Origin of the sequence: Crossiella sp. CA198 (assembly GCF_052078295.1) — a bacterium.
In the GTDB taxonomy this organism is placed as follows: Bacteria; Actinomycetota; Actinomycetes; order Mycobacteriales; family Pseudonocardiaceae; genus Crossiella.
In genome coordinates, this window is sequence record NZ_JBQJIM010000008.1 from 239,173 (window position 1) to 258,094 (window position 18,922).

18 protein-coding genes and 1 pseudogene are annotated in these 18,922 nt (G+C 71.5%); 8 read left to right on the top strand and 11 right to left on the bottom strand.

Translation table 11 applies throughout. The annotated features are described in order from the left end of the window. Positions 1–70: 70 nt before the first annotated feature. Positions 71–1,036, bottom strand: coding sequence for a methylmalonyl Co-A mutase-associated GTPase MeaB (gene meaB, locus ACTOWY_RS15775; RefSeq protein WP_441310358.1), 966 nt, complete (start codon positions 1,034–1,036; stop codon positions 71–73). A 1-nt stretch (position 1,037) separates the two neighbouring features. Then, a complete protein-coding gene (locus ACTOWY_RS15780) occupies positions 1,038–2,237 on the bottom strand; it encodes an acetyl-CoA C-acetyltransferase (protein ID WP_441310359.1) in 1,200 nt (399 codons plus the stop codon). A 142-nt stretch (positions 2,238–2,379) separates the two neighbouring features. Between ACTOWY_RS15780 and mce the strand changes: the two genes are divergently transcribed. Further along, positions 2,380–2,829 carry a methylmalonyl-CoA epimerase gene (gene mce, locus ACTOWY_RS15785; protein WP_247765629.1) on the top strand — a complete coding sequence of 150 codons (450 nt, stop codon included), beginning with the start codon at positions 2,380–2,382 and terminating at the stop codon, positions 2,827–2,829. Positions 2,830–2,874: 45 nt separating this feature from the next. Here mce and ACTOWY_RS15790 read toward each other — a convergent pair whose 3' ends face one another. The 3 genes from ACTOWY_RS15790 to ACTOWY_RS15800 all read right to left on the bottom strand — a co-directional run bounded on the left by ACTOWY_RS15790 (position 2,875) and on the right by ACTOWY_RS15800 (position 6,414). Further along, complete coding sequence (locus ACTOWY_RS15790) at positions 2,875–5,217, bottom strand: penicillin acylase family protein (protein WP_441310360.1); 2,343 nt, start codon at positions 5,215–5,217, stop codon at positions 2,875–2,877. 194 nt (positions 5,218–5,411) lie between these two features. Further along, positions 5,412–6,026: a TetR/AcrR family transcriptional regulator gene (locus tag ACTOWY_RS15795; protein ID WP_441310361.1), complete on the bottom strand. Its 615-nt coding sequence runs from the start codon at positions 6,024–6,026 to the stop codon at positions 5,412–5,414. A gap of 28 nt (positions 6,027–6,054) precedes the next feature. Next, complete coding sequence (locus ACTOWY_RS15800; RefSeq protein WP_441310362.1) at positions 6,055–6,414, bottom strand: SPW repeat domain-containing protein; 360 nt, start codon at positions 6,412–6,414, stop codon at positions 6,055–6,057. 213 nt (positions 6,415–6,627) lie between these two features. On the opposite strand from ACTOWY_RS15800, the gene ccrA reads away from it, so the two are divergent. Further along, the gene (ccrA, locus tag ACTOWY_RS15805; RefSeq protein WP_441310363.1) at positions 6,628–7,959 is read left to right on the top strand and encodes a crotonyl-CoA carboxylase/reductase; all 1,332 of its coding nucleotides are present in this window, start codon (positions 6,628–6,630) and stop codon (positions 7,957–7,959) included. Between the two features lie 88 nt (positions 7,960–8,047). Beyond that, positions 8,048–8,809 (top strand): annotated as a pseudogene (locus tag ACTOWY_RS15810) (hypothetical protein); the annotation flags it as partial. 1,555 nt (positions 8,810–10,364) lie between these two features. Here the strand turns inward: ACTOWY_RS15810 and ACTOWY_RS15815 are convergent. Further along, the gene (locus tag ACTOWY_RS15815; protein WP_441310364.1) at positions 10,365–10,754 is read right to left on the bottom strand and encodes a YybH family protein; all 390 of its coding nucleotides are present in this window, start codon (positions 10,752–10,754) and stop codon (positions 10,365–10,367) included. Here ACTOWY_RS15815 and ACTOWY_RS15820 point away from each other — a divergent pair. Continuing rightward, entirely contained in the window at positions 10,746–11,183 is a 438-nt protein-coding gene (locus ACTOWY_RS15820; protein WP_441310365.1) for a winged helix-turn-helix transcriptional regulator, read from the top strand. The two genes, ACTOWY_RS15815 and ACTOWY_RS15820, sit on opposite strands and share 9 nt — an antisense overlap. On the opposite strand, the gene ACTOWY_RS15825 is transcribed toward ACTOWY_RS15820, so the two are convergent. Next, positions 11,143–11,907: an alpha/beta fold hydrolase gene (locus ACTOWY_RS15825; protein ID WP_441310366.1), complete on the bottom strand. Its 765-nt coding sequence runs from the start codon at positions 11,905–11,907 to the stop codon at positions 11,143–11,145. The two genes, ACTOWY_RS15820 and ACTOWY_RS15825, sit on opposite strands and share 41 nt — an antisense overlap. Before the next feature lie 20 nt (positions 11,908–11,927). Between ACTOWY_RS15825 and ACTOWY_RS15830 the strand changes: the two genes are divergently transcribed. Next, on the top strand, positions 11,928–14,012 hold the full coding sequence (locus tag ACTOWY_RS15830; protein WP_441310367.1) for a GNAT family N-acetyltransferase: 2,085 nt from the start codon (positions 11,928–11,930) through the stop codon (positions 14,010–14,012). On the opposite strand, the gene ACTOWY_RS15835 is transcribed toward ACTOWY_RS15830, so the two are convergent. Genes ACTOWY_RS15835 through ACTOWY_RS15845 form a run of 3 tightly spaced genes read right to left on the bottom strand, consistent with a single transcriptional unit; the run spans position 13,993 to position 15,590 of the window. Continuing rightward, complete coding sequence (locus tag ACTOWY_RS15835; protein ID WP_441310368.1) at positions 13,993–14,718, bottom strand: alpha/beta hydrolase; 726 nt, start codon at positions 14,716–14,718, stop codon at positions 13,993–13,995. The genes ACTOWY_RS15830 and ACTOWY_RS15835 overlap by 20 nt on opposite strands. Beyond that, a complete protein-coding gene (locus ACTOWY_RS15840; RefSeq protein ID WP_441310369.1) occupies positions 14,715–15,011 on the bottom strand; it encodes a hypothetical protein in 297 nt (98 codons plus the stop codon). Before ACTOWY_RS15840 ends, ACTOWY_RS15835 begins: the two co-directional genes overlap by 4 nt. Before the next feature lie 39 nt (positions 15,012–15,050). After that, on the bottom strand, positions 15,051–15,590 hold the full coding sequence (locus ACTOWY_RS15845) for a DUF4262 domain-containing protein (RefSeq protein WP_441310370.1): 540 nt from the start codon (positions 15,588–15,590) through the stop codon (positions 15,051–15,053). Positions 15,591–15,627: 37 nt separating this feature from the next. Here ACTOWY_RS15845 and ACTOWY_RS15850 point away from each other — a divergent pair, with 37 nt between their 5' ends. From ACTOWY_RS15850 to ACTOWY_RS15860, 3 genes are all read left to right on the top strand, one after another. Further along, positions 15,628–15,843, top strand: a complete 216-nt coding sequence (locus ACTOWY_RS15850) for an FmdB family zinc ribbon protein (protein ID WP_247765613.1) — start codon at positions 15,628–15,630, stop codon at positions 15,841–15,843. A 143-nt stretch (positions 15,844–15,986) separates the two neighbouring features. Continuing rightward, positions 15,987–16,229 carry a hypothetical protein gene (locus ACTOWY_RS15855; protein WP_441310371.1) on the top strand — a complete coding sequence of 81 codons (243 nt, stop codon included), beginning with the start codon at positions 15,987–15,989 and terminating at the stop codon, positions 16,227–16,229. Between the two features lie 157 nt (positions 16,230–16,386). Continuing rightward, entirely contained in the window at positions 16,387–17,883 is a 1,497-nt protein-coding gene (locus ACTOWY_RS15860; RefSeq protein WP_441310372.1) for a glycoside hydrolase family 28 protein, read from the top strand. Positions 17,884–17,893: 10 nt separating this feature from the next. On the opposite strand, the gene ACTOWY_RS15865 is transcribed toward ACTOWY_RS15860, so the two are convergent. Next, positions 17,894–18,913, bottom strand: coding sequence for a DUF6183 family protein (locus ACTOWY_RS15865; protein WP_441310373.1), 1,020 nt, complete (start codon positions 18,911–18,913; stop codon positions 17,894–17,896). Between the last annotated feature and the right edge of the window lie 9 nt (positions 18,914–18,922).

Below are 18,922 nucleotides of genomic sequence, written 5' to 3' on the forward strand. Positions count from 1 at the left end.
ATGCGCGGTCATCGCTGTCATGGCCCCAGGGTAGCCGGGTTGACATCGACCCGGCATCGCCTGGCCCAGGTCAGCCGCGCAGTCCGGCCAGTAGCTCGTCCGCGGCGGCATAGGGGTCCAGCTCGCCCTCGGCCACCCGTTTGCCCAGGTCGGTCAGTGCGGTGCCGCCGCGGAGATCGCCCAGCCGACTGCGCAGCTCGGCCAGTGCGATGGCCTCGATCTCCGCCTCGGCCCGCCGCTGCCTGCGCTGGTCCAGCTCGCCGTGCTCGGTCATCCAGACCCGGTGGTCCAGCAGCGCGGTGACCACCTCGGGCACGCCCTCGGCCCGGCTGGCCACCGTCTTGATGATCGGCTGGCGCCACATCGCGCCGCGGATCTCCTTGCGGCCCAGGGAGATCATGTACTTCAGGTCGCGCACGGTGGCGTCGGCGCCGTCCCGGTCGGCCTTGTTCACCACGAACACGTCGGCGACCTCCAGGATGCCTGCCTTGGCCGCCTGGATGCCGTCGCCCATGCCGGGGGCGAGCAGCACGACTGTGGTGTCGGCCAGCGCGACCACCTCGACCTCGGACTGGCCGACGCCGACGGTTTCGATCAGCACCACGTCGCAGCCGGCCGCGTCCAGCACCCGCAGCGCCTGCGGGGTGGCCCAGGACAGGCCGCCCAGGTGGCCGCGGGTGGCCATGGAGCGGATGAACACGCCGGGGTCGGTGGCGTGCTCCTGCATCCGGATCCGGTCGCCGAGCAGGGCGCCGCCGGAGAACGGGGAGGACGGGTCGATCGCGAGCACGCCGACCCGTTTGCCCGCCTGCCGGAACGCGGTGACCAGCGCGGAGGTCGAAGTGGACTTGCCGACGCCTGGCGATCCGGTGAGACCGATGACCTGCGCGCGGCCGGTGTGCGGGGCCAGTGCCGCGGCGACCGCGCGCAGGTGCGGGCTGGCGTCCTCGACCAGGGAGATCAGCCGCGCGACCGCGCGCGGCTGACCCTCCCGTGCTCGCTCGACCAGGTCGGCGACGTCGATCGCTCTGCCCATATCAGGCAGACGGTACCCGGATCACCAGCGCGTCACCCTGGCCGCCACCGCCGCACAGCGCGGCCGCGCCGACGCCGCCGCCGCGCCGCTGCAGCTCCAGTGCCAGGTGCAGCACCACCCGCGCGCCGGACATGCCGATCGGGTGGCCCAGGGCGATCGCGCCGCCGTTGACGTTGACCTTGGCGTCCGCGGCCGCCTCGTCCAGGCCGAGCTGGCGGGCGGCGACCACGCCGACCGCGGCGAAAGCCTCGTTGATCTCGATCAGGTCCAGCTCGGCCGGGTCGATGCCGTCCTTGGCGCAGGCGGCCTTGATCGCGTTCGAGGGCTGCTCGTGCAGGCTGGCGTCCGGACCGGCCACCACGCCGTGCGCGCCGATCTCGGCCAGCCAGGTCAGGCCCAGCTCCTCCGCCTTGGCCTTGCTCATCACCACGACCGCGGCCGCGCCGTCGGAGATCTGCGAGGCCGAGCCCGCGGTGATGGTGCCGTCGGAGGCGAAGGCCGGGCGCAGCTTGCCCAGGGTGTCCACGGTGGTGTCCGCGCGCACGCCCTCATCCGTGCCGAACAGCACCGGCTCGCCCTTGCGCTGCGGGATGGCCACCGGCGCGATCTCCTGCTCGAAGATCCCGTTGGCCGTGGCCGCGGCGGCGCGCTGGTGCGAGCGGGCGGCGAAGGCGTCCTGCTCGGCGCGGGTCAGCCCGTAGCGCTGGTTGTACTTCTCGGTGGAGGCGCCCATCGCGACCTGGTCGAAGGCGCAGAACAGGCCGTCGTGCGCCATGTGATCCTGCAGGGTCACATCGCCGTACTTGAACCCGGAACGGGACTTCGGCAGCAGGTGCGGGGCCTGGGTCATCGACTCCTGGCCACCGGCCACCACGATGTCGAACTCACCGGCGCGGATGAGCTGGTCGGCCAGTGCGATCGCGTCCAGGCCGGACAGGCACACCTTGTTGATGGTCAGCGAGGGCACGCTCATCGGGATGCCCGCGGCCACCGCGGCCTGCCGGGCGGGCATCTGCCCGGCGCCTGCGGTCAGCACCTGACCCATGATCACGTACTGCACGGCCTCCGGCGCGACCCCGGCCCGCTCCAGCGCGGCCTTGATGGCCACCCCGCCCAGCTGGGCGCCGGAGAAGTCCTTGAGCGAGCCGAGCAGCCGCCCCATGGGGGTACGGGCTCCGGCGACGATGACCGAACCAGACACGGCTGCCTCCAGCGACACTGCGGGTGGGAATTGGTCTGTTGGGACTGGCTTGGACCATACCGCCGGTACGCGACAGCCTGCCTTGTGAGGACGCCCACAGAAAGCACGGGTAACCCGGCCGGTCAGTTACTAGTCTGCCCCTATGCAGCAGGAACTCGGGAAATTCGTCACCGCGATCGACCACGTGGGCATCGCCGTGCCCGACCTGGACGAGGCGATCGCCTTCCACCGCGAGACCTTCGGGCTGGAGGTGGCGCACGAGGAGACCAACGAGGAGCAGGGCGTGCGGGAGGCCATGCTGCGCGCCCCCGGCGACGTCACCGGCGCGACCCAGATCCAGCTGCTCGCGCCGTCCCGGCCGGACTCGACCATCGCCAAGTTCATCGGCCGCAGCGGCCCCGGTCTGCAGCAGCTGGCCTACCGGGTGACCGATATCGAGGCGGCCTGCGCGGCGATCAAGGCCAAGGGCCTGCGGCTGCTCTTCGCCGAGCCCAAGCGCGGCACCTCGGACAGCCGGATCAACTTCATCCACCCCAAGGACGCCGGCGGCGTGCTGGTCGAACTGGTGGAACCGGCCAAGAACGGCCACTGACCTGGGTGTGGCGTTCCCGGCTCGCACCGGGAACGCCACCAGCACTCAGGAGGACTTGGGCACCAGGATCAGGTACCGCTCGGCGTTGCGCTCCACCGCGGCCTTGCTGTAGAGCAGCGGGAAGTACTCGCCCTTGCGCCAGCTCTCGGCCAGGTCCTTGTAGTGCGGGTCAGCCGGGTTGCCGGACTGGCCCGGCGCGTTGACCGCCTTCGAGCCGTCCCAGTTGCCGACGTCGATGACCACCCGCAGCGAGGCGCCGCCGATGTGCCGGAAGTCGGCCGACTCGTACTCGGAGTTGTTCACCGTGTCCGAGGCCCCGCCGCGCGGGAACGGGCCGACGTTGAGCCGCTTGCGGGCGGCCTCGTCGACCAGTGGCGAGATCGGGTTCTCGAACCGGGTGTGCTGCAACTTGCCCCACTGCCAGGCAGCCTGGTCCGCGCCGAGCTTCTGCTCGACCTCGGTCCTGGCACTGACCAGCGAGTCCAGCAACAGCTTGTCCCGCTTGGCCTTGGCGTCCGCGCCGAAGTGGTTCTCCGGGTGCTCCAGCGCGTCGATCAGGACCTGGGTGTCCGGCTTGGTGAAGAAGTCCACCCCCGGCAGCACGGTCCGGGTGAACTGCGGGCCGAGGTGCTTGGTGAACCAGGTCTCGTACAGCGCGGCCGGACCCGATTCCGGCCCGGTCACGTGGTTCCAGCCCTTGAGCAGCTCCAGCGATGCCTTGATCTTGGGATCAGCGCTGGTGAGCGAGCCCAGCACCGCGGTGATCTTGCGGGCCGGGATGGACAGGAAATCGTTCTGCAGCTTCAGCGAGTCCTCGAAGGCCAGCTTCGGCTTCCCGTTGAGCACCTCCGCGATCCGCTGCGCCCGGTACGGGTCCGACCAGGCGTCGTAGCCCAGTCCCAGCTTCTGGTGCGAGGCCGGGACGTTCATCTCGTTGGCCGTGGCCACCCAGCCACTGGCCGGGTTGATCGTGCGCGGCAGGTCGTCGCCGGAGTAGAAGCCGTTCCACTCGTAGCGCCCGTCGCCGGGCACCGGCAGCAGACCGTCGTGGTTGGGCCGCTTGGGCACCAGCGCGCCGGGCAGCCAGCCGATCTGGCCCTGTGTGTTGGCGTAGACGTGGTTCGCGCCGGGCGCGCCCCACTTCTTCAGCGCCTCCCCGAACTGCTGTGCCGTCTGTGCCGTCTGGTAACCCAGCGAGGCGAAGTAGGGCGAGGTGCCCGGCTCCATCCACACCGTGCGCAGCCCGTAGGCCAGGTGCCGCTGGGCGTCGACGTAGAGCACCGGTCCGTGCCGGCTGAAGGAGAGCGCGAGATCCCGGCTCTGCTCCCCCTTGACCGGCAGTTTCTCGGTCACCGTGCGGAAGGACTCGTACCCGTCGCCGTACTTGTACCGGCTGTGGTCGGCCGGATCGAGCTGGTAGACGTAGAGATCCTCCTGGTCGGCCGGGAACATGGTCAGCCCGAACGCCGAGGTGCCGTTGTGTCCCAGGGACAGGCCAGGGATCATCGGCTCGCCGGCGCCCACGATGTCCAGCCCCGGCGCGGACAGGTGCGCCAGGTATCGCGAGGACGGCAGGCTCATCAGCCGGTGCGGGTCATCGGCCAGCACCGGTCGCCCGGTGGCCGACTTCGCCGCGGAGATGGCCCAGTTGTTGCTGCCCTGCGCCGGCGGCGCCTTGGTCACGCTGATCTTGCCCGCGCCCGCGTCGAAGGTCACCGGGAGCACGGCGGCCCCGTAGGCGTTGAGCAGCGGCTCGGCCACCTGGGCCACCGCGCAGACGTCCAGGCCCTGGGGGACCGAGACGGCGTGTTTGGGTTCCAGGTTCTGCCGGATCGCGTCGGCCTCCGGGCTACCGGCCAGGCAACTGGTCAGCGCGCGGAGGGCCTCGTAGTAGCCGTTGGTGACCAGGGCGTGGTGCCGGATGCGCACCACGTCCTCGGGCTGCCACTTCGCCGGGCGGTAACCGAGGGTCCGGAATTCCTCGGGCAACGCGTTCGGGTTCCTGGCCAGCCACTCCAGGTAGCCGTTGATCCCGGCGACGAACTTGGTGGCGACCTCCTTGGCCTGCGGCGGGTAGGCCGCCCACTCCTTGGCCAGGTCACCGCGGTAGAGCACCGAGCGGGCGCCCTTGTCCAGCTCGGCGTACCCCGCGCCGAGCACCTCCGAGAGCGTGCCCAGCCCGCGGCGATGCCACAGGTCGAGCTGGAAAAGGCGGTCCCTGGCGGCGTTGAAGCCCTGCCCCAGGTACACATCGGCGGTGTTGGTGGCGTAGATGTGCGGCACGCCCCACTTGTCCAGGACCATGCGCACCGGCGCGGTGAGCCCGGCGACCTGGACGGTGGTGGTGCTGCGACCCGCTGGTTCGGCGAGGGCGGTCGGTGCGATCACACCGGTTGCCAGCACACCTGCCAGCAGCAACGCCCCCTTTCTCTTTCCTCGCAAGAAGAATCGTGCCGTGCGTGTCATGCTGAACTCAGCCCCAGTTCATGTCTCGTTGTCACCTGATCGGATGACGGAAGGACACGTGTCCTTGATATCTGGAGACCCCGGGGCAAACCAGGAAGTTTCGGCGTTATTAAGCCCTACTTGACAGGTGGATCAAGGGTTCCGATCGCCCGCGCGATCAGCTCCACCTCGGCAGCCAGGCGGTCGGCCTGGGCGGCCGGCCAGTCCGGGTGGTGCCGGGCCACCGAGTGCCGGTAGCCCACGGCCAGCGCGAGCAGGGTGGCCGCCGCGGTCACCGTGCTCGCGGGCGCGTCCGGCCGGGCCGCGGCGATCACCTCCTGGGCGTGGCCCACGGTGCGCTCGAACCGGGCGTGCAGCGCGTCGCGCACCGCGGGGTGGGTGTCGGCTTCCCGCCACAGCAGATGGCTGAGCAGGGTCGAATCGTCGTGGTGCGCGTCCAGCTCGGCCACCAGCGCACGCAGGCTGGCCGCGACATCGCCAGGCACCACAACGGTTTCCAGGTCCACCGGGTGTTCCGGCAGCCGGTCGACCAGCGCGGCCAGCAGGTCCGGTTTTCGGCGGAAGTAGTAGTGCACCAACGCCTTGGGCACCCCGGCCGCCTCGGCGATCCGGGAGGTGGGGGTGGCGTCGAAGCCGGACTCGGCGAAGAGGGTCCCGGCCGCGGCCAGGATGCGATCTTTGGCGGACAGGGCGGATTCTCCTTGGCACAGCAGGAGGCCGGCCGCCTCCAAGGACGACCGGCCCGCGTTCAGTCGGTGGTCAGTGCGATCCGGCCAGCCCGTGCGCGGCGTTGGCCGCGGGCAGGGCCGAGGCGCCTGCCAGGATGGCCAGCACGCCGACGACCCAGGACATCCAGGCCGCGGCCATCAGCTCGGTGCTGTAGCCCATCACCCAGGGCGCCAGGAACAGCAGCGCGCCCAGGCCCATGTGCACGTACTCACTGGCCACCGAGCCCGGCTGGGCCAGCGACCACAGGGCGGAGACACCCAGCAGCGCGCCCAGCAACACCATGGTCCACATCGAGCGTTCGGTGCTGTCCAGCACCATCGGGCTGAGCAGCACGACCACGCCCATCACCACCGCGGCCCAGTCCTGCCAGCGGCTCCAGGCCTTCTCCATCACGACCACCTCCGTTGACGGTCGAAAAGGGTCTTCCTGACGTCCAGACTCCTCCTTGATTGGCCGCCCGGTCAAGAATTCCGCGCGTTCCCCGGGTCACGATCGGACGAACCTCGCCGTGCAGTGGCTCACAACTGGGCTTCTGGATCGTTTACTCGTGAGTAACCTCCCCCGAACTGCGCCGATGGCATACGACACCCACGGAGGTCCACCGTGCAGAAGATCCTCGACGCGATCCTGGCCGGCGAGAACGAGGCACTCGCCGAACTCGCGGTGCCGGAGTCCTACCGGGGAGTAACCGTGCATGCCGACGAAGCGGGCATGTTCGAGGGCGTGCCCACGAAGCAGAAGGACCCGCGGCGGTCGCTGCACCTGGACGACGTGCCCACGCCCGAACTGGGCCCCGGTGAGGCACTGGTCGCGGTGATGGCCAGCGCGATCAACTACAACACCGTGTGGACCTCGATCTTCGAGCCGGTGTCCACCTTCGGCTTCCTCCGGCGCTACGGCCGCACCTCGCCGCTGGCCTCCCGGCACGACCTGCCCTACCACGTGGTCGGCTCCGACCTGGCGGGCGTGGTGCTGCGCACCGGGGCCGGGGTGAACAACTGGAAGCCGGGCGACGAGGTGGTCGCGCACTGTCTCAGCGTGGAGCTGGAGAGCCCGGACGGGCACAACGACACGATGATGGACCCGGAACAGCGGATCTGGGGCTTCGAGACCAACTTCGGCGGCCTGGCCGAACTGGCCCTGGTCAAGACCAATCAGCTGATGCCCAAGCCCAGGCACCTGAGCTGGGAGGAGGCGGCCAGCCCCGGGCTGGTCAACTCCACCGCGTACCGGCAGCTGGTCTCCACCAACGGCGCGGGCATGAAGCAGGGCGACACGGTGTTGATCTGGGGCGCCTCCGGCGGCCTCGGCTCCTACGCCACCCAGTTCGCGCTCAACGGCGGCGCGACCCCCGTGTGCGTGGTCTCCAGTCCGGAGAAGGCCGAGATCTGCCGCAAGATGGGCGCGGAGCTGATCATCGACCGCTCGGCCGAGGGCTACAAGTTCTGGAAGGACGAGCACGAGCAGGACCCGTCGGAGTGGAAGCGGTTCGGCGCGAAGATCCGCGAACTCACCGGCGGGGACGACCCGGACATCGTCTTCGAGCACCCCGGCAAGGAGACCTTCGGCGCCAGCGTGTTCGTCGCGCGCAAGGGCGGCACCATCGTCACCTGCGCGTCCACCAGCGGGTTCATGCACAGCTACGACAACCGCTACCTGTGGATGAACCTCAAGCGGATCGTCGGCTCGCACTTCGCCAACTACCGGGAGGCCTGGGAGGCCAACCGCTTGATCGCCAAGGGCAAGATCCACCCGACACTGTCCAATGTGTACTCGCTGGAGAACACCGGTCAGGCCGCCTACGACGTCCACCAGAACGCACATCAGGGAAAGGTTGGTGTGTTGTGTCTCGCACCGGAGGCGGGCCTGGGTGTGCGCGATCCCGAATTCCGTGCGGCGCATGAGGATGCGATCAACCGATTCCGTGGTGTGTGAGGGTTTTCTCGCTTTTTCCCACGGATGGCCTACCCGGTAGCGGGTGGCGCGAGCACAGCCCGGCGCGCGGTGCGGGTAGCGTGAGGCCATGGGTCTTGGCAGCGGTGAGCTTGTGCCACTCGGTTCCGGCTTCGACACGGTGCGGCGCGGTTACGACCGCAGCCAGGTGGAAGAGCACCTGGAGCGGCTGGACGCCGATCTTCGCATCCTGGCGGCCGATCGGGACGCCGCGGTGTCCCAGGCCGGGGACCTGGCCAGGCAGCTGGAGTCCAAGCGGATGGAGGTCGAGGACCTCAAGGGATCGGTCGACCGCCTGTCCAAGCCGCCGACCACCCTGGAGGGCCTGAGCGAGCGTCTGCAGCGGATGCTCAAGCTCGCCCAGGACGAGGCGCACGAGACCCGCGCCCGCGCCGAGGAGGAGGCGGCCAAGACCCAGGCCGACGCCGAGAAGGCCGCGGCCGGGCTGCGCCGCCGGTACGAGCAGCTCATCGCCGAACTCGACGCCCGCCGGGTGCAGATGGAGGCCGAGCACCAGAAGGTGCTGGCCGACGCGCGCACCGAGGCGGAGCGGATCGTCGGCGAGGCCACCGCCAAGGCGGCCAAGCTGGACGCCGACTCGCTCGCGGTGCGCACCAAGGTGGAGGAGGACTTCGAGATCGCGATGTCCTCCCGCCGCACCGAGTCCATGCGCGGGCTGGCCGAGCAGGAGGCCAAGAGCAAGGCCGAGGCCGAGCGCCGGGTGCGGGAGGCCACCGAGGAGGCCACCAAGCGGCTCACCGAGGCGACCGCGGAGGCCAACCGCCGGTTGTTCGAGGCGACCGAGGAAGCCACCAAGCGCCGCAACGACGCCATCGCCGAGTCGACCACCATGGTCGGCGAAGCCACCGCGGAAGCGGAGAAGCGCCGGGCGGACGCGCTGGAGCAGTCCACCACGATGGTCCGCGAGGCCACCGCCGAGGCGGAGAAGCGCCGCGCCGACGCGCTCGAACAGTCCACCACCATGGTCCGCGAGGCCACCGAGGAAGCCGCCAAGCGGCGCGCCGACGCCAAGGCCGAGGCCGAGCGCCTGGTCGGCGAGGCCACCGCGGAGGCGAACAAGCGGGTCACCGAGGCGACCGCGGAGGCGGACAAGCGTCGGGCGGACGCCCTGGAGCAGTCCACGACCATGGTCCGCGAGGCCACCGAGGAAGCCGCCAAGCGGCGCGCGGAGGCCAAGGCCGAGGCGGAGAAGCTGGTCAAGGACGCCACCGAGGAAGCGGAGAAGCGCCGCGCCGAGGCCCTGGAGCAGTCCACCACAATGGTCCGCGAGGCCACCGCGGAAGCGGAGAAGCGCCGCTCGGACGCCCTGGAGCAGTCGACCACCATGGTCCGCGAGGCCACCGAGAAGGCCGAGAAGCTGACCAAGGAGTCGACCGAGGCGGCGGACAAGCGCCTGACCGAGGCGACCAGGGAGTCGACGAAGCGGGTCGAGTACGCGACCAAGCGGGTCGAGCTGCTGCGTGCGCTGCGCGGCCGGGTGACCGGGCAGCTCAGCACCATGCAGTCCGAGCTGAAGGCCATGCACTCGGAGATGGAGGCCATCCACGGCCTGTTCGTGGACGCCACCCCGCTGCTGGCCGAGGGCGATGACGAAAACCTGATCCTGGACCAGCCGGTGCTGCCGGAACCCGAGCCCAAGCCGGAGCCGAAGGCCGAGGCCAAGCCCGCCGAACCCGTTGCCGAGGCCAAGGACGCCGCCCCGGCCCAGCCGAAGAACGCCCAGCCCCAGCAGACCCAATCCCAGCCTGCCCAGTCCCAGCCTGCCCAGCCGCAGGCCGCCCAGCCGCCGCAGGCCCAGTCCCAGCCGACTCAGGTGCAGCCCGCGGCCCCGGCGCCGCAGCAGGCCCAGCAGGGCGGTCAGCCGCGGCAGGCCGCACCGGTCCAGCCCGGCCAGCCGCAGGGCCCCGGCAACCAGCAGCAGGTCGCGCCGCAGCAGGTCCCCGGTGGTCAGCCGCCGGTCTCCCCCGCCGGTGTCCCGCAGGGCGGACGTCCGCCTGCGCCGGGCAACCAGCGCCAGCCCGTGCCGCAGAACGCCGCCCAGTCCGGTCCCGGCCAGCCGGGTCAGCCCCCGGCCGACCGCACCACCGCGATGCAGGCGCCCAAGGGCAATCCGGCCAAGCGCACCCCCAACGTCCAGGCGCAGAACCCGGCCTCCCAGCCGCCGCAGCCGGTGCGCGGGCAGCGGCCGCAGTCGCCGCACCCGCAGCGCCAGCCCGCGGCCCCGCGCCCGAACATGGACCCGCCCACCACGGCGATGAAGAAGCCCCCGGCCCAGCAGCCGCAGACCGACCTGGACGGTCCGACCAAGCAGCTGCGCAAGCCTGCCCCGCCTGCCGGACCGCAGAACCCGCCCCGCCGCTGACCCGCTAGGCGCAGCCGTTCGGGTTGTCGATCACGTATCGCCACAACCCGTCCGGCCCGCGCCGGGCCACGTCGGTCGCGGTGCCGCTGAGGTGCACCGGCCCGTCCGGGCCCTCGCCGCGGATCTCCCAGTCGACGATCAGCAACGCCAGCTCGTCCATGACATAGGTGTGCCTCGGCCTGACCTCGATCGGCAGGCCGAGGGACATCAGGTGCGTGTTGGCGGCGGCCCGCCGCTCGCCGGTCACCGGCAGGCCCGGCCTGGGCGCGAGCAGGCCGCCGGGTTCGTAACAGGCCTCCACCGCGGCCGGGTCGCCGGAGTTGAAGGCGGCGGCGAAAACGTGCGGGTGCTGGCCGGGATCCTCGGTCAATCGCACACTGGTCAGGTGTTCCATGCTGACAGCCAAGATGCCCGCGCCGCGGGTCACCAAACGGAAACTCACGGCTGGGACGCCGAGCTGGTCCCGGACGAGCGGGGCCGCACCGCCCGGCCCGAACCGGACTGCCCGGTCGAGGTGGCCCTGGCCGCGATCTCCGGACGCTGGACCACGCTGGTGCTGCGCGAGCTGATGGCAGGCGAACGCACCTTCTCCCAGCTCCGCGCCGCCCTGCCCACGCTCAGCGCGAAGATCCTCACCGAGCGCCTGCACGAGCTGACCGCCCGCGGCCTGGCCCACCGCGAGCAGGTCAACGCCTTCCCGCCCCGGGTCGGCTACCGGCTCACCGCGGCCGGACTGGCGTTGCGGCCACTGCTGATCTGCCTGTACGAGACCGGCGCCGCGCTCAGCCGGTCGCGCGCAGGAACTCCAGCACCGCCGCGCTGAACTCGGCCGGGGTCTCCAGCGGGGGCAGGTGCCCGCTGCGCGGCAGCTGGGTCAGCGCCGCCGTGGGCACCACCCCGGCCATGGCACTGGCCAGCGCGGGCGGGATCAGCGCGTCCTCCCGGCCGGTGAGCACCAGCGTCGGCACGGTCACCGCGGCCAGCGTCGCGGTCGAATCGGGCCGGGCGGCCATCGCCCGCTGCGCCCAGGCCACGCCGTCGGCCGGCTGGTCGGCGATCAGCCTGCGCACCGCCGCGACCACCTTGGGCCGCTCGGAATGCGTGTACTGGCCGAGCAGGCCCTCGATCACGGTGTCCGGCAGCCAGTGCACGCCCTCGGCCTCGATCCGGGCGGCCATCGCCAGCCGGTTCGCCCGCTGCTCCGCGGTGTCCGCGACCGCCTTGGTGTCCACCAGCACCAGCCCGGACACCCGTTCCGGCGCGAGCCGCAGCAGCGCCATGGCCACGTAGCCGCCCATCGAGCAGCCGCCCAGCACCACCCGGTCCAGCCCCAGCGCGTCGAGCAGGCCGAGCACATCGCGCGCGACCACCTCCAGCGACGGCGGTTCCGCGCCGAGCGGGGTGCGGCCGAGGCCGCGCTGGTCCGGAGTGATCACCCGGGCCTGGGCGGCCAGCGTGTCGCGCACCGGGTCCCACATGCGGGAATCCAGCGGGAACGCGTGCAGCAGCACCAGCGGAACGCCTAATCCAGTGTTGTTGACGGGCACGGGTTCCTATCCTGCCTGCTGTGACTCCGCCACGCTTGATCGTGCTGACCGGGATCTCCGCCGCGGGCAAGACCACCGTGGGCCGCCTGCTCGCCGAGTCCTTCGAGCGCGGCGCGTTCGTCGAGGGCGACCAGGTGCGCGAGATGGTCCGCACCGGCCGGATCGACATGACCCCGGAACCCGGTCAGCAGGCCCTTGACCAGCTGCACCTGCGCTACCGGCAGGCCGCGGCGCTGGCCGACTCCTTCGTCGCCGCCGGGTTCACCGCGGTGGTCGAGGACGTGATCATCGGGGACGGGCTGCGCGACTTCCTGGCCGCGGTGCGGTCCCCGCTGGTGCACCTGGTGGTGCTCGCCCCGGAGACCGGCGCGGTGGACGCGCGGGAGCGCGCCAGGGCCAAGACCGGCTACGGCGGCGAGTGGACGGTGGACGTGCTGGACGGCATGTTCCGCGCGGACACCCCGCGGCTGGGCCTGTGGCTGGACAGTTCGGGCCAGACCCCGGCCGAGACGGTGCGCGAGATCCTGGACCGGCTGCCGGAGAGCCTGCTGTCGGACCCACCGGCGGTGGTGCGCACCGAACGGCTGCTGCTGCGCCAGGTCCAGGACGCGGATCTGCCCACGGTGGTGGGGATCCAGTGCGATCCGGCCGCCAACGAGTTCAACACCTCACTGCCCACCCCGGCCCAGGCCGCGGAGCTGCTCGCCGGGTGGCTGCGGGAGTGGGCCGAGCACGGCATCGGCTACTGGGCGATCGTGCACGCCGGCACCGGCGAGACCATCGGCCTTGGCGGGCTGTCCGTGCGCCGGATCGCGGGCGAGGACGGGTTCAACCTGTACTACCGCTTCCGGCCGAGCGCCTGGGGGCACGGCTACGCCACCGAGATGGCCAGGGCGGCGCTGGACTGGGCGGCGCGGGCGGCGCCGGACCGGCCGGTGCTCGTGGTCACGGTGCCGGAGAACACCGCGGCCAAGCGGGTCGCGGCCAAACTCGGCATGGCGCACATCGGGGTCACCGACGAGTACGTGCACAAGGGCGAGCCGGTGCTGGCGCTGTTCCGCAGGCCGCGCCCGGCCCCCGGCGAACTGCACACCGAACGGCTGTGGCTGCGCCGGGTGCGGCGGTCGGATCTGCCGGTGGTGCAGGAGATCCAGGGCGATCCGGCGACCAACCAGTACAAGGTCGCGCCACCCAGTTCGGCGCAGGTGGCCGGGCAGCTCACCGAATGGCTGGAGAGCTGGGCCGAGCACGGCATCGGCTACTGGCTGGTCATCGTGGCCGAGACCGGCGAGGTGGTCGGCATCGGCGGCCTGGAGCCGCACGTGCTGGGCGGCCGGCCGGTGCTGAACCTGTACTACCGGTTCCGGCCCAGTGCCTGGGGCCGCGGCTACGCGCCGGAGATGGCCACCGCGGCCATCGAATGGGCTGCCGGGGCGCTGCCGGACCGGCCGGTGCACGTGGCCACCGCGACCGCGAACGACAACGCGATCCGGGTGGCGGGCAAACTCGGCATGGCCAGGGTCGGCCGCACCGACGAGTACGCGATCAAAGGCCTTGCGCTGTACCGGAAACCGCTGCCCGAGCCCGAGGAACTGCACACCGAACGGCTGTGGCTGCACCGGCTTGGCCCGGACGAGCTGGCCGGGTTCAGCGAGATCCAGTCCGACCCCGAGACCAACCGCTTCAACCGCGAGCCTGCCACCCCGGCGGCGGTGGCCGAGCTGCACCAGCGGATCGTCGAGGACTGGGCCCGGGACGGCATCAGCTACTGGGCGGTGCGGCTGGCCGACACCGGCGAACTGCTCGGCTACGGCGGCCTCCGGCACGCCACCGTCGACGGCCAGCCGACGCTGAACCTGGCCTACCGCTTCCGCCCGTCCGCCTGGGGCCAGGGCTACGCGCCGGAAATGGCCAGGGCCGCGGTGGACTGGGCGCGGCGGGCCCGGCCGGACCTGCCGGTCAGCCTGGTCACCAGCTTCGACAACGCGGCCTCCATCCGGGTCGCGGAGAAGCTCGGCTTCGTCCTGGTCGGCACCACCGAGCACGGCGACCAGGGCACCTCGGCGCTCTACCGCGATCCGGCCATCACGACGCCGGAAGCGTGACCCGCCGCGGCAACGGCGTCGCCAGCTCCGGCGCGACCACCCGCACCACCTCGTCCAGCACCGCGTCCGCATGGCCCACCAGCAGATGCCCGGCCCCAGGCAAGGTCACCACCTCCGCCTGTGTCAGCGGCGCGAACCGGGTCCGGGCCTGCTCGGGCCGCAGGTGGTCGTCGTGCTCGGGCACCAGGCAGGTCACCGGCAACCCCGACTCCCGCCACCGCGCCAGCTCCGCAGGCCCGCTCCACCGCAACGGCGGCGCGACCAGCACCGCCCCGCGCACCGCCGGGTGCGGCCCGTGCCGCAACGCCAGATCGGTGCCGAAGGACCAGCCGAGCAACCACACCTCGGGCAGTCCCCTGGCCTGGGTGAACTCCAGTGCCGCGGCCAGGTCCTGGCCTTCGCCGACGCACCGCTCGAAGGCGCCCTCGCTGCACCCGGCCGCGCTGGCGGTGCCCCTGGTGTTGAACCGCAGCACGGCGAATCCGGCCAGCGCGGGCAGTCGCCAGGCGGCCTTGCGCAGCAGGTGCGAGTCCATCATGCCGCCGTGGGTGGGCAGCGGGTGCAGGCACACCAGGGTCGCCCGCGGCGGGCGGTCCACCGGCAGCGCGAGTTCGCCGACCAGGGACAGGCCGTCGGCGGTGCGCAGCGTGATCGGCTCGCGCAGGGCGGGCAGCACGGTGTTCGCCCGGATCTCGACCTCGGTCACGACCACCGCCGGGTCGGTCCGCGCCGCGACCGCGCGCCCCAGCAGCCGTTGTGCCAGTGCCGCCGGTCCGTGGCCGAGCCCAGATCGTCCGCCGGCCAGGCCACCACGTGCGCCACCCCTGGCCGGATCTCGTGATCGCAGCCCGGACACCGGTACAGCTTCGTGGTCTGCGCGCCGGGCACCGAGCGGACGATCCAGTCGCCGTCGGAGCCGGACTCGGTGCGGGCATCACCCAGTCCGCCGCCGAGCGGTCGATGACCGTCGGCGCCATGGGATCGATTACGGCGAGGCACGAGAAAACACGGTAACCCGGACGGATCAGCCCGGCGCGGTCAGACCTCGGTGGCGATCCGCGGCCACAACTCGCCGGGGTGTTCGGCCAGCGGCAGCCACAGGTTCGGCTGCCAGTCCCGGCACCGGTCCCCCGCCTCCGGGTGCCAGGGCCAGTGCCCGTGCCGGTCCGGCCAGATCACCTGCAGGAACGGCGGGGTCTGCTGCCGGTAGAAGCCGACCGCGGTGCCGAAGAGCCCGTCGTTCCAGCTCGCGTCGGCCGCCCGCAGCCGCACCGGCTGGTCGGCCAGCACATCGGTCAGCTCGGCGCCGTCGCGCAGGATGCCGCCGCCGGGGATCCGGTCGGCGAGTTCGTTGAGCCAGGTCATCATGTCCGGCCCGCGCAGTCCGAACATGGCGATCTCGGGCTGCCGGAAGGAATGCCACAACCCGTAGCTGAACGCCCAGCCCGGCTCGTCCACGATGCCGACCACACCCCACCGGTGCCTGCGCACAGTGCCGATCTCCCGCGACCACCGCTGGTCCTGGCGGGCGTCCGGCGGCTCGCAGATCAGGCAGGCGCACTCGGTTGTCCTCGGCACAGCCCGACGGTAACCGCCGATGCCGCACAATGGCGGCATGCCGCGTTATGAGTTCCGCTGCCGCGAGTGCGGGAACACCTTCGAGCTGTCCCGCCCGATGAGCGCCTCCAGTGACCCGGCGACCTGCCCCGGCGGTCACACCGACACGGTGAAGCTGCTGACCACGCTCGGCATGACCGGCCGCGGCGGCAGCGCACCGGCGCCGGCCGGGGGCGGCGGCGGGGGTTGCTGCGGTGGCGGCTGCTGCGGCTGAGCACCGCGTGACCTCCAGCTGACCGGGAGCACCCGAGCTGCCCTGACCGGGTGGCGCGGCCCACCCGAACCGGCGACCGCGCTACCCAGCCCGCCCTGGACCGGCTAACCAGGAAGGCACGCCCGGCAGCTCGGAGGAAACACATGATCAGGCCACTGGCCATCGTTCTCACCTCGGCGATCGTCGGCGCCGCGCTGGCCGGACCGGCGGCCACCGCGCACGCCGACGCCGAGGAGTGCGTGTCCTACGCGATGAGCGAGGCCGACGCCGGCATCCTGCTCGCCGACCTGGCCTGCGCCGCGGTCACCTTCCTGGACTGCTACCGGGTCTTCCGCGTCGAGTACGGCCCGCAGTTGTGGGCGATCACCGCCTGCCAGCTGCGCTGACCACTGTCCTCCCGATGGTCTCCGCCAGCTGGCCCCTTGCGCCGGGCACGCCCCGCTCCTAGCGTTGCAAACGCTTACATTTTGACCGCCGCCTCTTCGCAGCAGCTCCTGCGCCGCCACGCGGGTCAGAGGAACCGCACCGAGGAGGACCCCGCTCATGAACCGATCCTGGCGATCCCGCCTGCTCGTCCTGGGCACCGCGGGCGCCACCGTGCTGGCCATGGCGACCCCCGCCCTGGCCGCGCCGACCGCCACCTTCAACATCCGGGACTACGGCGCCAAGGGGGATGGCAAGGCCATCGACTCGCCCGCCATCGACAAGGCGATCACCGCGGCCAGTGCCGCCGGTGGCGGCGTGGTCGAGGTGCCCGCGGGCACCTACCTGTCCCGGTCCATCCACCTCAAGAGCAACATCACCGTCAACCTGGCCGCCGGGTCGAAGATCATCGCGGCCGGCAGCGGCATGGACAAGCCCGAGCCCAACGAGTTCGACGACTACCAGGACTTCGGGCACAGCCACTTCCGCAACGCCCTGATGTGGGGCGAGAACGTCTCGAACATCCACTTCACCGGCACCGGGACCATCGACGGTGACAACAAGCTGGACACCAGCAACAACCCGGGTTCCGGCATCGCGGACAAGGCGATCTCGCTGAAGTTCTGCAAGAACGTGACGCTGACCGGCATCACCATGCGCCAGGGCGGGCACTTCGCGGTGCTGGCCAACGGCTGCGACGGGATGAAGTTCAGCAACGTCAAGATCCTCACCTCCGAGGACCGGGACGGGATCAACATCATCAACAGCTCGAACGTCGAGGTCGCCGACTCCATCGTGGAGGCCAGTGACGACGCGGTGGTCTTCAAGAGCGACTACGCCCTTGGCCGGACCTTCGTCAGCCAGAACAACGTGGTGCGTGATTCCACCATCAGGTCCACCGAGAACAACGCGCTCCAGTTCGGCTCGGAGACCTGCGGCAACTTCCGCAACATCCGGTTCAGCAATCTCAAGGTCACCGGCGCGGGCAAGGCGGGCCTGGGCATCGTGTCCATGGACGGCTCGGTGATCGAGGACATCCACTACAACAACATCACCCTGACCCGCACCACCACGCCGATCTTCCTGCACGTCGGCAAGCGCTCGCGCTGCCCGGGCAAACCGCCCGCCGGCAAGATCCGCGACATCCACTTCACCGACATCAGCGGCACCAACCTGACCTCGCCGACCAGCGTGCCGGGCGGCCCCGAGCACACCAGCACGATCACCGGCCGCACCGACTCGATGATCGAGAACGTCACCTTCACCAACGTCAAGCTGAACGTGCCAGGCAACCACCCGGCCTCCGACGCCAACCGGGTGCCGCCGGAGAACAGCACCGAGTACCCGCCGCGGATCTTCGGCGTGCGGCCGTCCTTCGGGTTCTGGATCCGGCACGCCAAGGACATCAAGTTCCTCGGCAGCACCTTCGAGTTCGAGAAGAACGACGGGCGGCCCGCGTTCCTGACCAACGACACCACCGGCGTCAGCATCAACGGCGTCAAGGTCGAACGCAGCACCGGGCCCTACGACGTGACCTTCCAGAAGAGCAGCGGTCAGTCGGTGACCAACAGCTCCACCACCGCGGGCGCGGAACTGCGCACCCGCACGCAGAACTGAGCCCGCGGGCTCAGTCGGTATCGCTCGCGGCCAGGACGGCCACCGTGCCGTCCGGCCGCGCAGCCAGCAGCCCGAAGTCCCAGGCGATGTCGTAGAACCACGGCCCGGACGCGTCGAACTCCCACCACTGGCAGTCGGCCTCCGCCGGCCGCGCCACCCCGGCGAGCCCGGCGATGGCCCAGCGGGCGTGCAGCCGGGTATAGGCGAGGCCGGGGCTGTGCCGGTAGGCCCCGTCCCGCTTCATCCGGTCGAACAGCGACCAGTACGCCTCGCCCAGCGTCGACGGGCTGACCCGCACGGCCTGCGCCCCGGCCAGGCAGTCCAGCGGCAGGCTGGTCAGCAGATCCGGCTGCCAGGGCGCGCTCAGCCGGAACAGCCCGCTCTCCAGGTGGCCGCCGCCCATGTTCGTCCAGTGCCGGAAGCCCTCGGTGACCTGGTCCCCGCGCCACGGCAGCCGCTCGACCTCGGTGACCGGCTCCGGGCCGCCCGCCTCCGGCCACAGCGGCAGGGTGCGGAACGGCTCCGCGCCCTCCTCGCCCAGCTCGAACCCGGCCAGCTTCAGCGGCAGCTCGCCGAGCGGGTGCGCGCCGTGCAGCTGCTCGGCGTAGGCCACCGCCTCCGGCACCCCGGTCAGGTCGCCGTGCCGCAGCACCGTCTCGTGCAGCAGGCAGGCCAGCACCTCGTCCTCCGGCCGGGCGTCGGCCAGGAAGGCGTCCAGGTTCTCCAGCGGCTGGCCCTCGGCGAGCAGCGCGGCGGCCCTGCGTTTCTGGCCGACCGACACCCGCTCGTCCCCGGCCAGCTGCAGCGCGGCGACCACGCTGAACGCGCCAGGGCGGGCGGCCAGCGCGGTGATGACGCCCCACAGCACCTCATCGGCCGCCGGGCCGTCGGCCGCCAGCAACGCCTCACCGAGGTGCAGCAGCTCGTCGATCCGGCCGGCATCGGCCCAGCCCCGCACGAGGTCGAGTTCCTCGTCCCAGCGCTCGGCGGTGCGCAGCCTGCTGATCAGCTCGTCGATCGTGGCCTCCACGATCTCTCA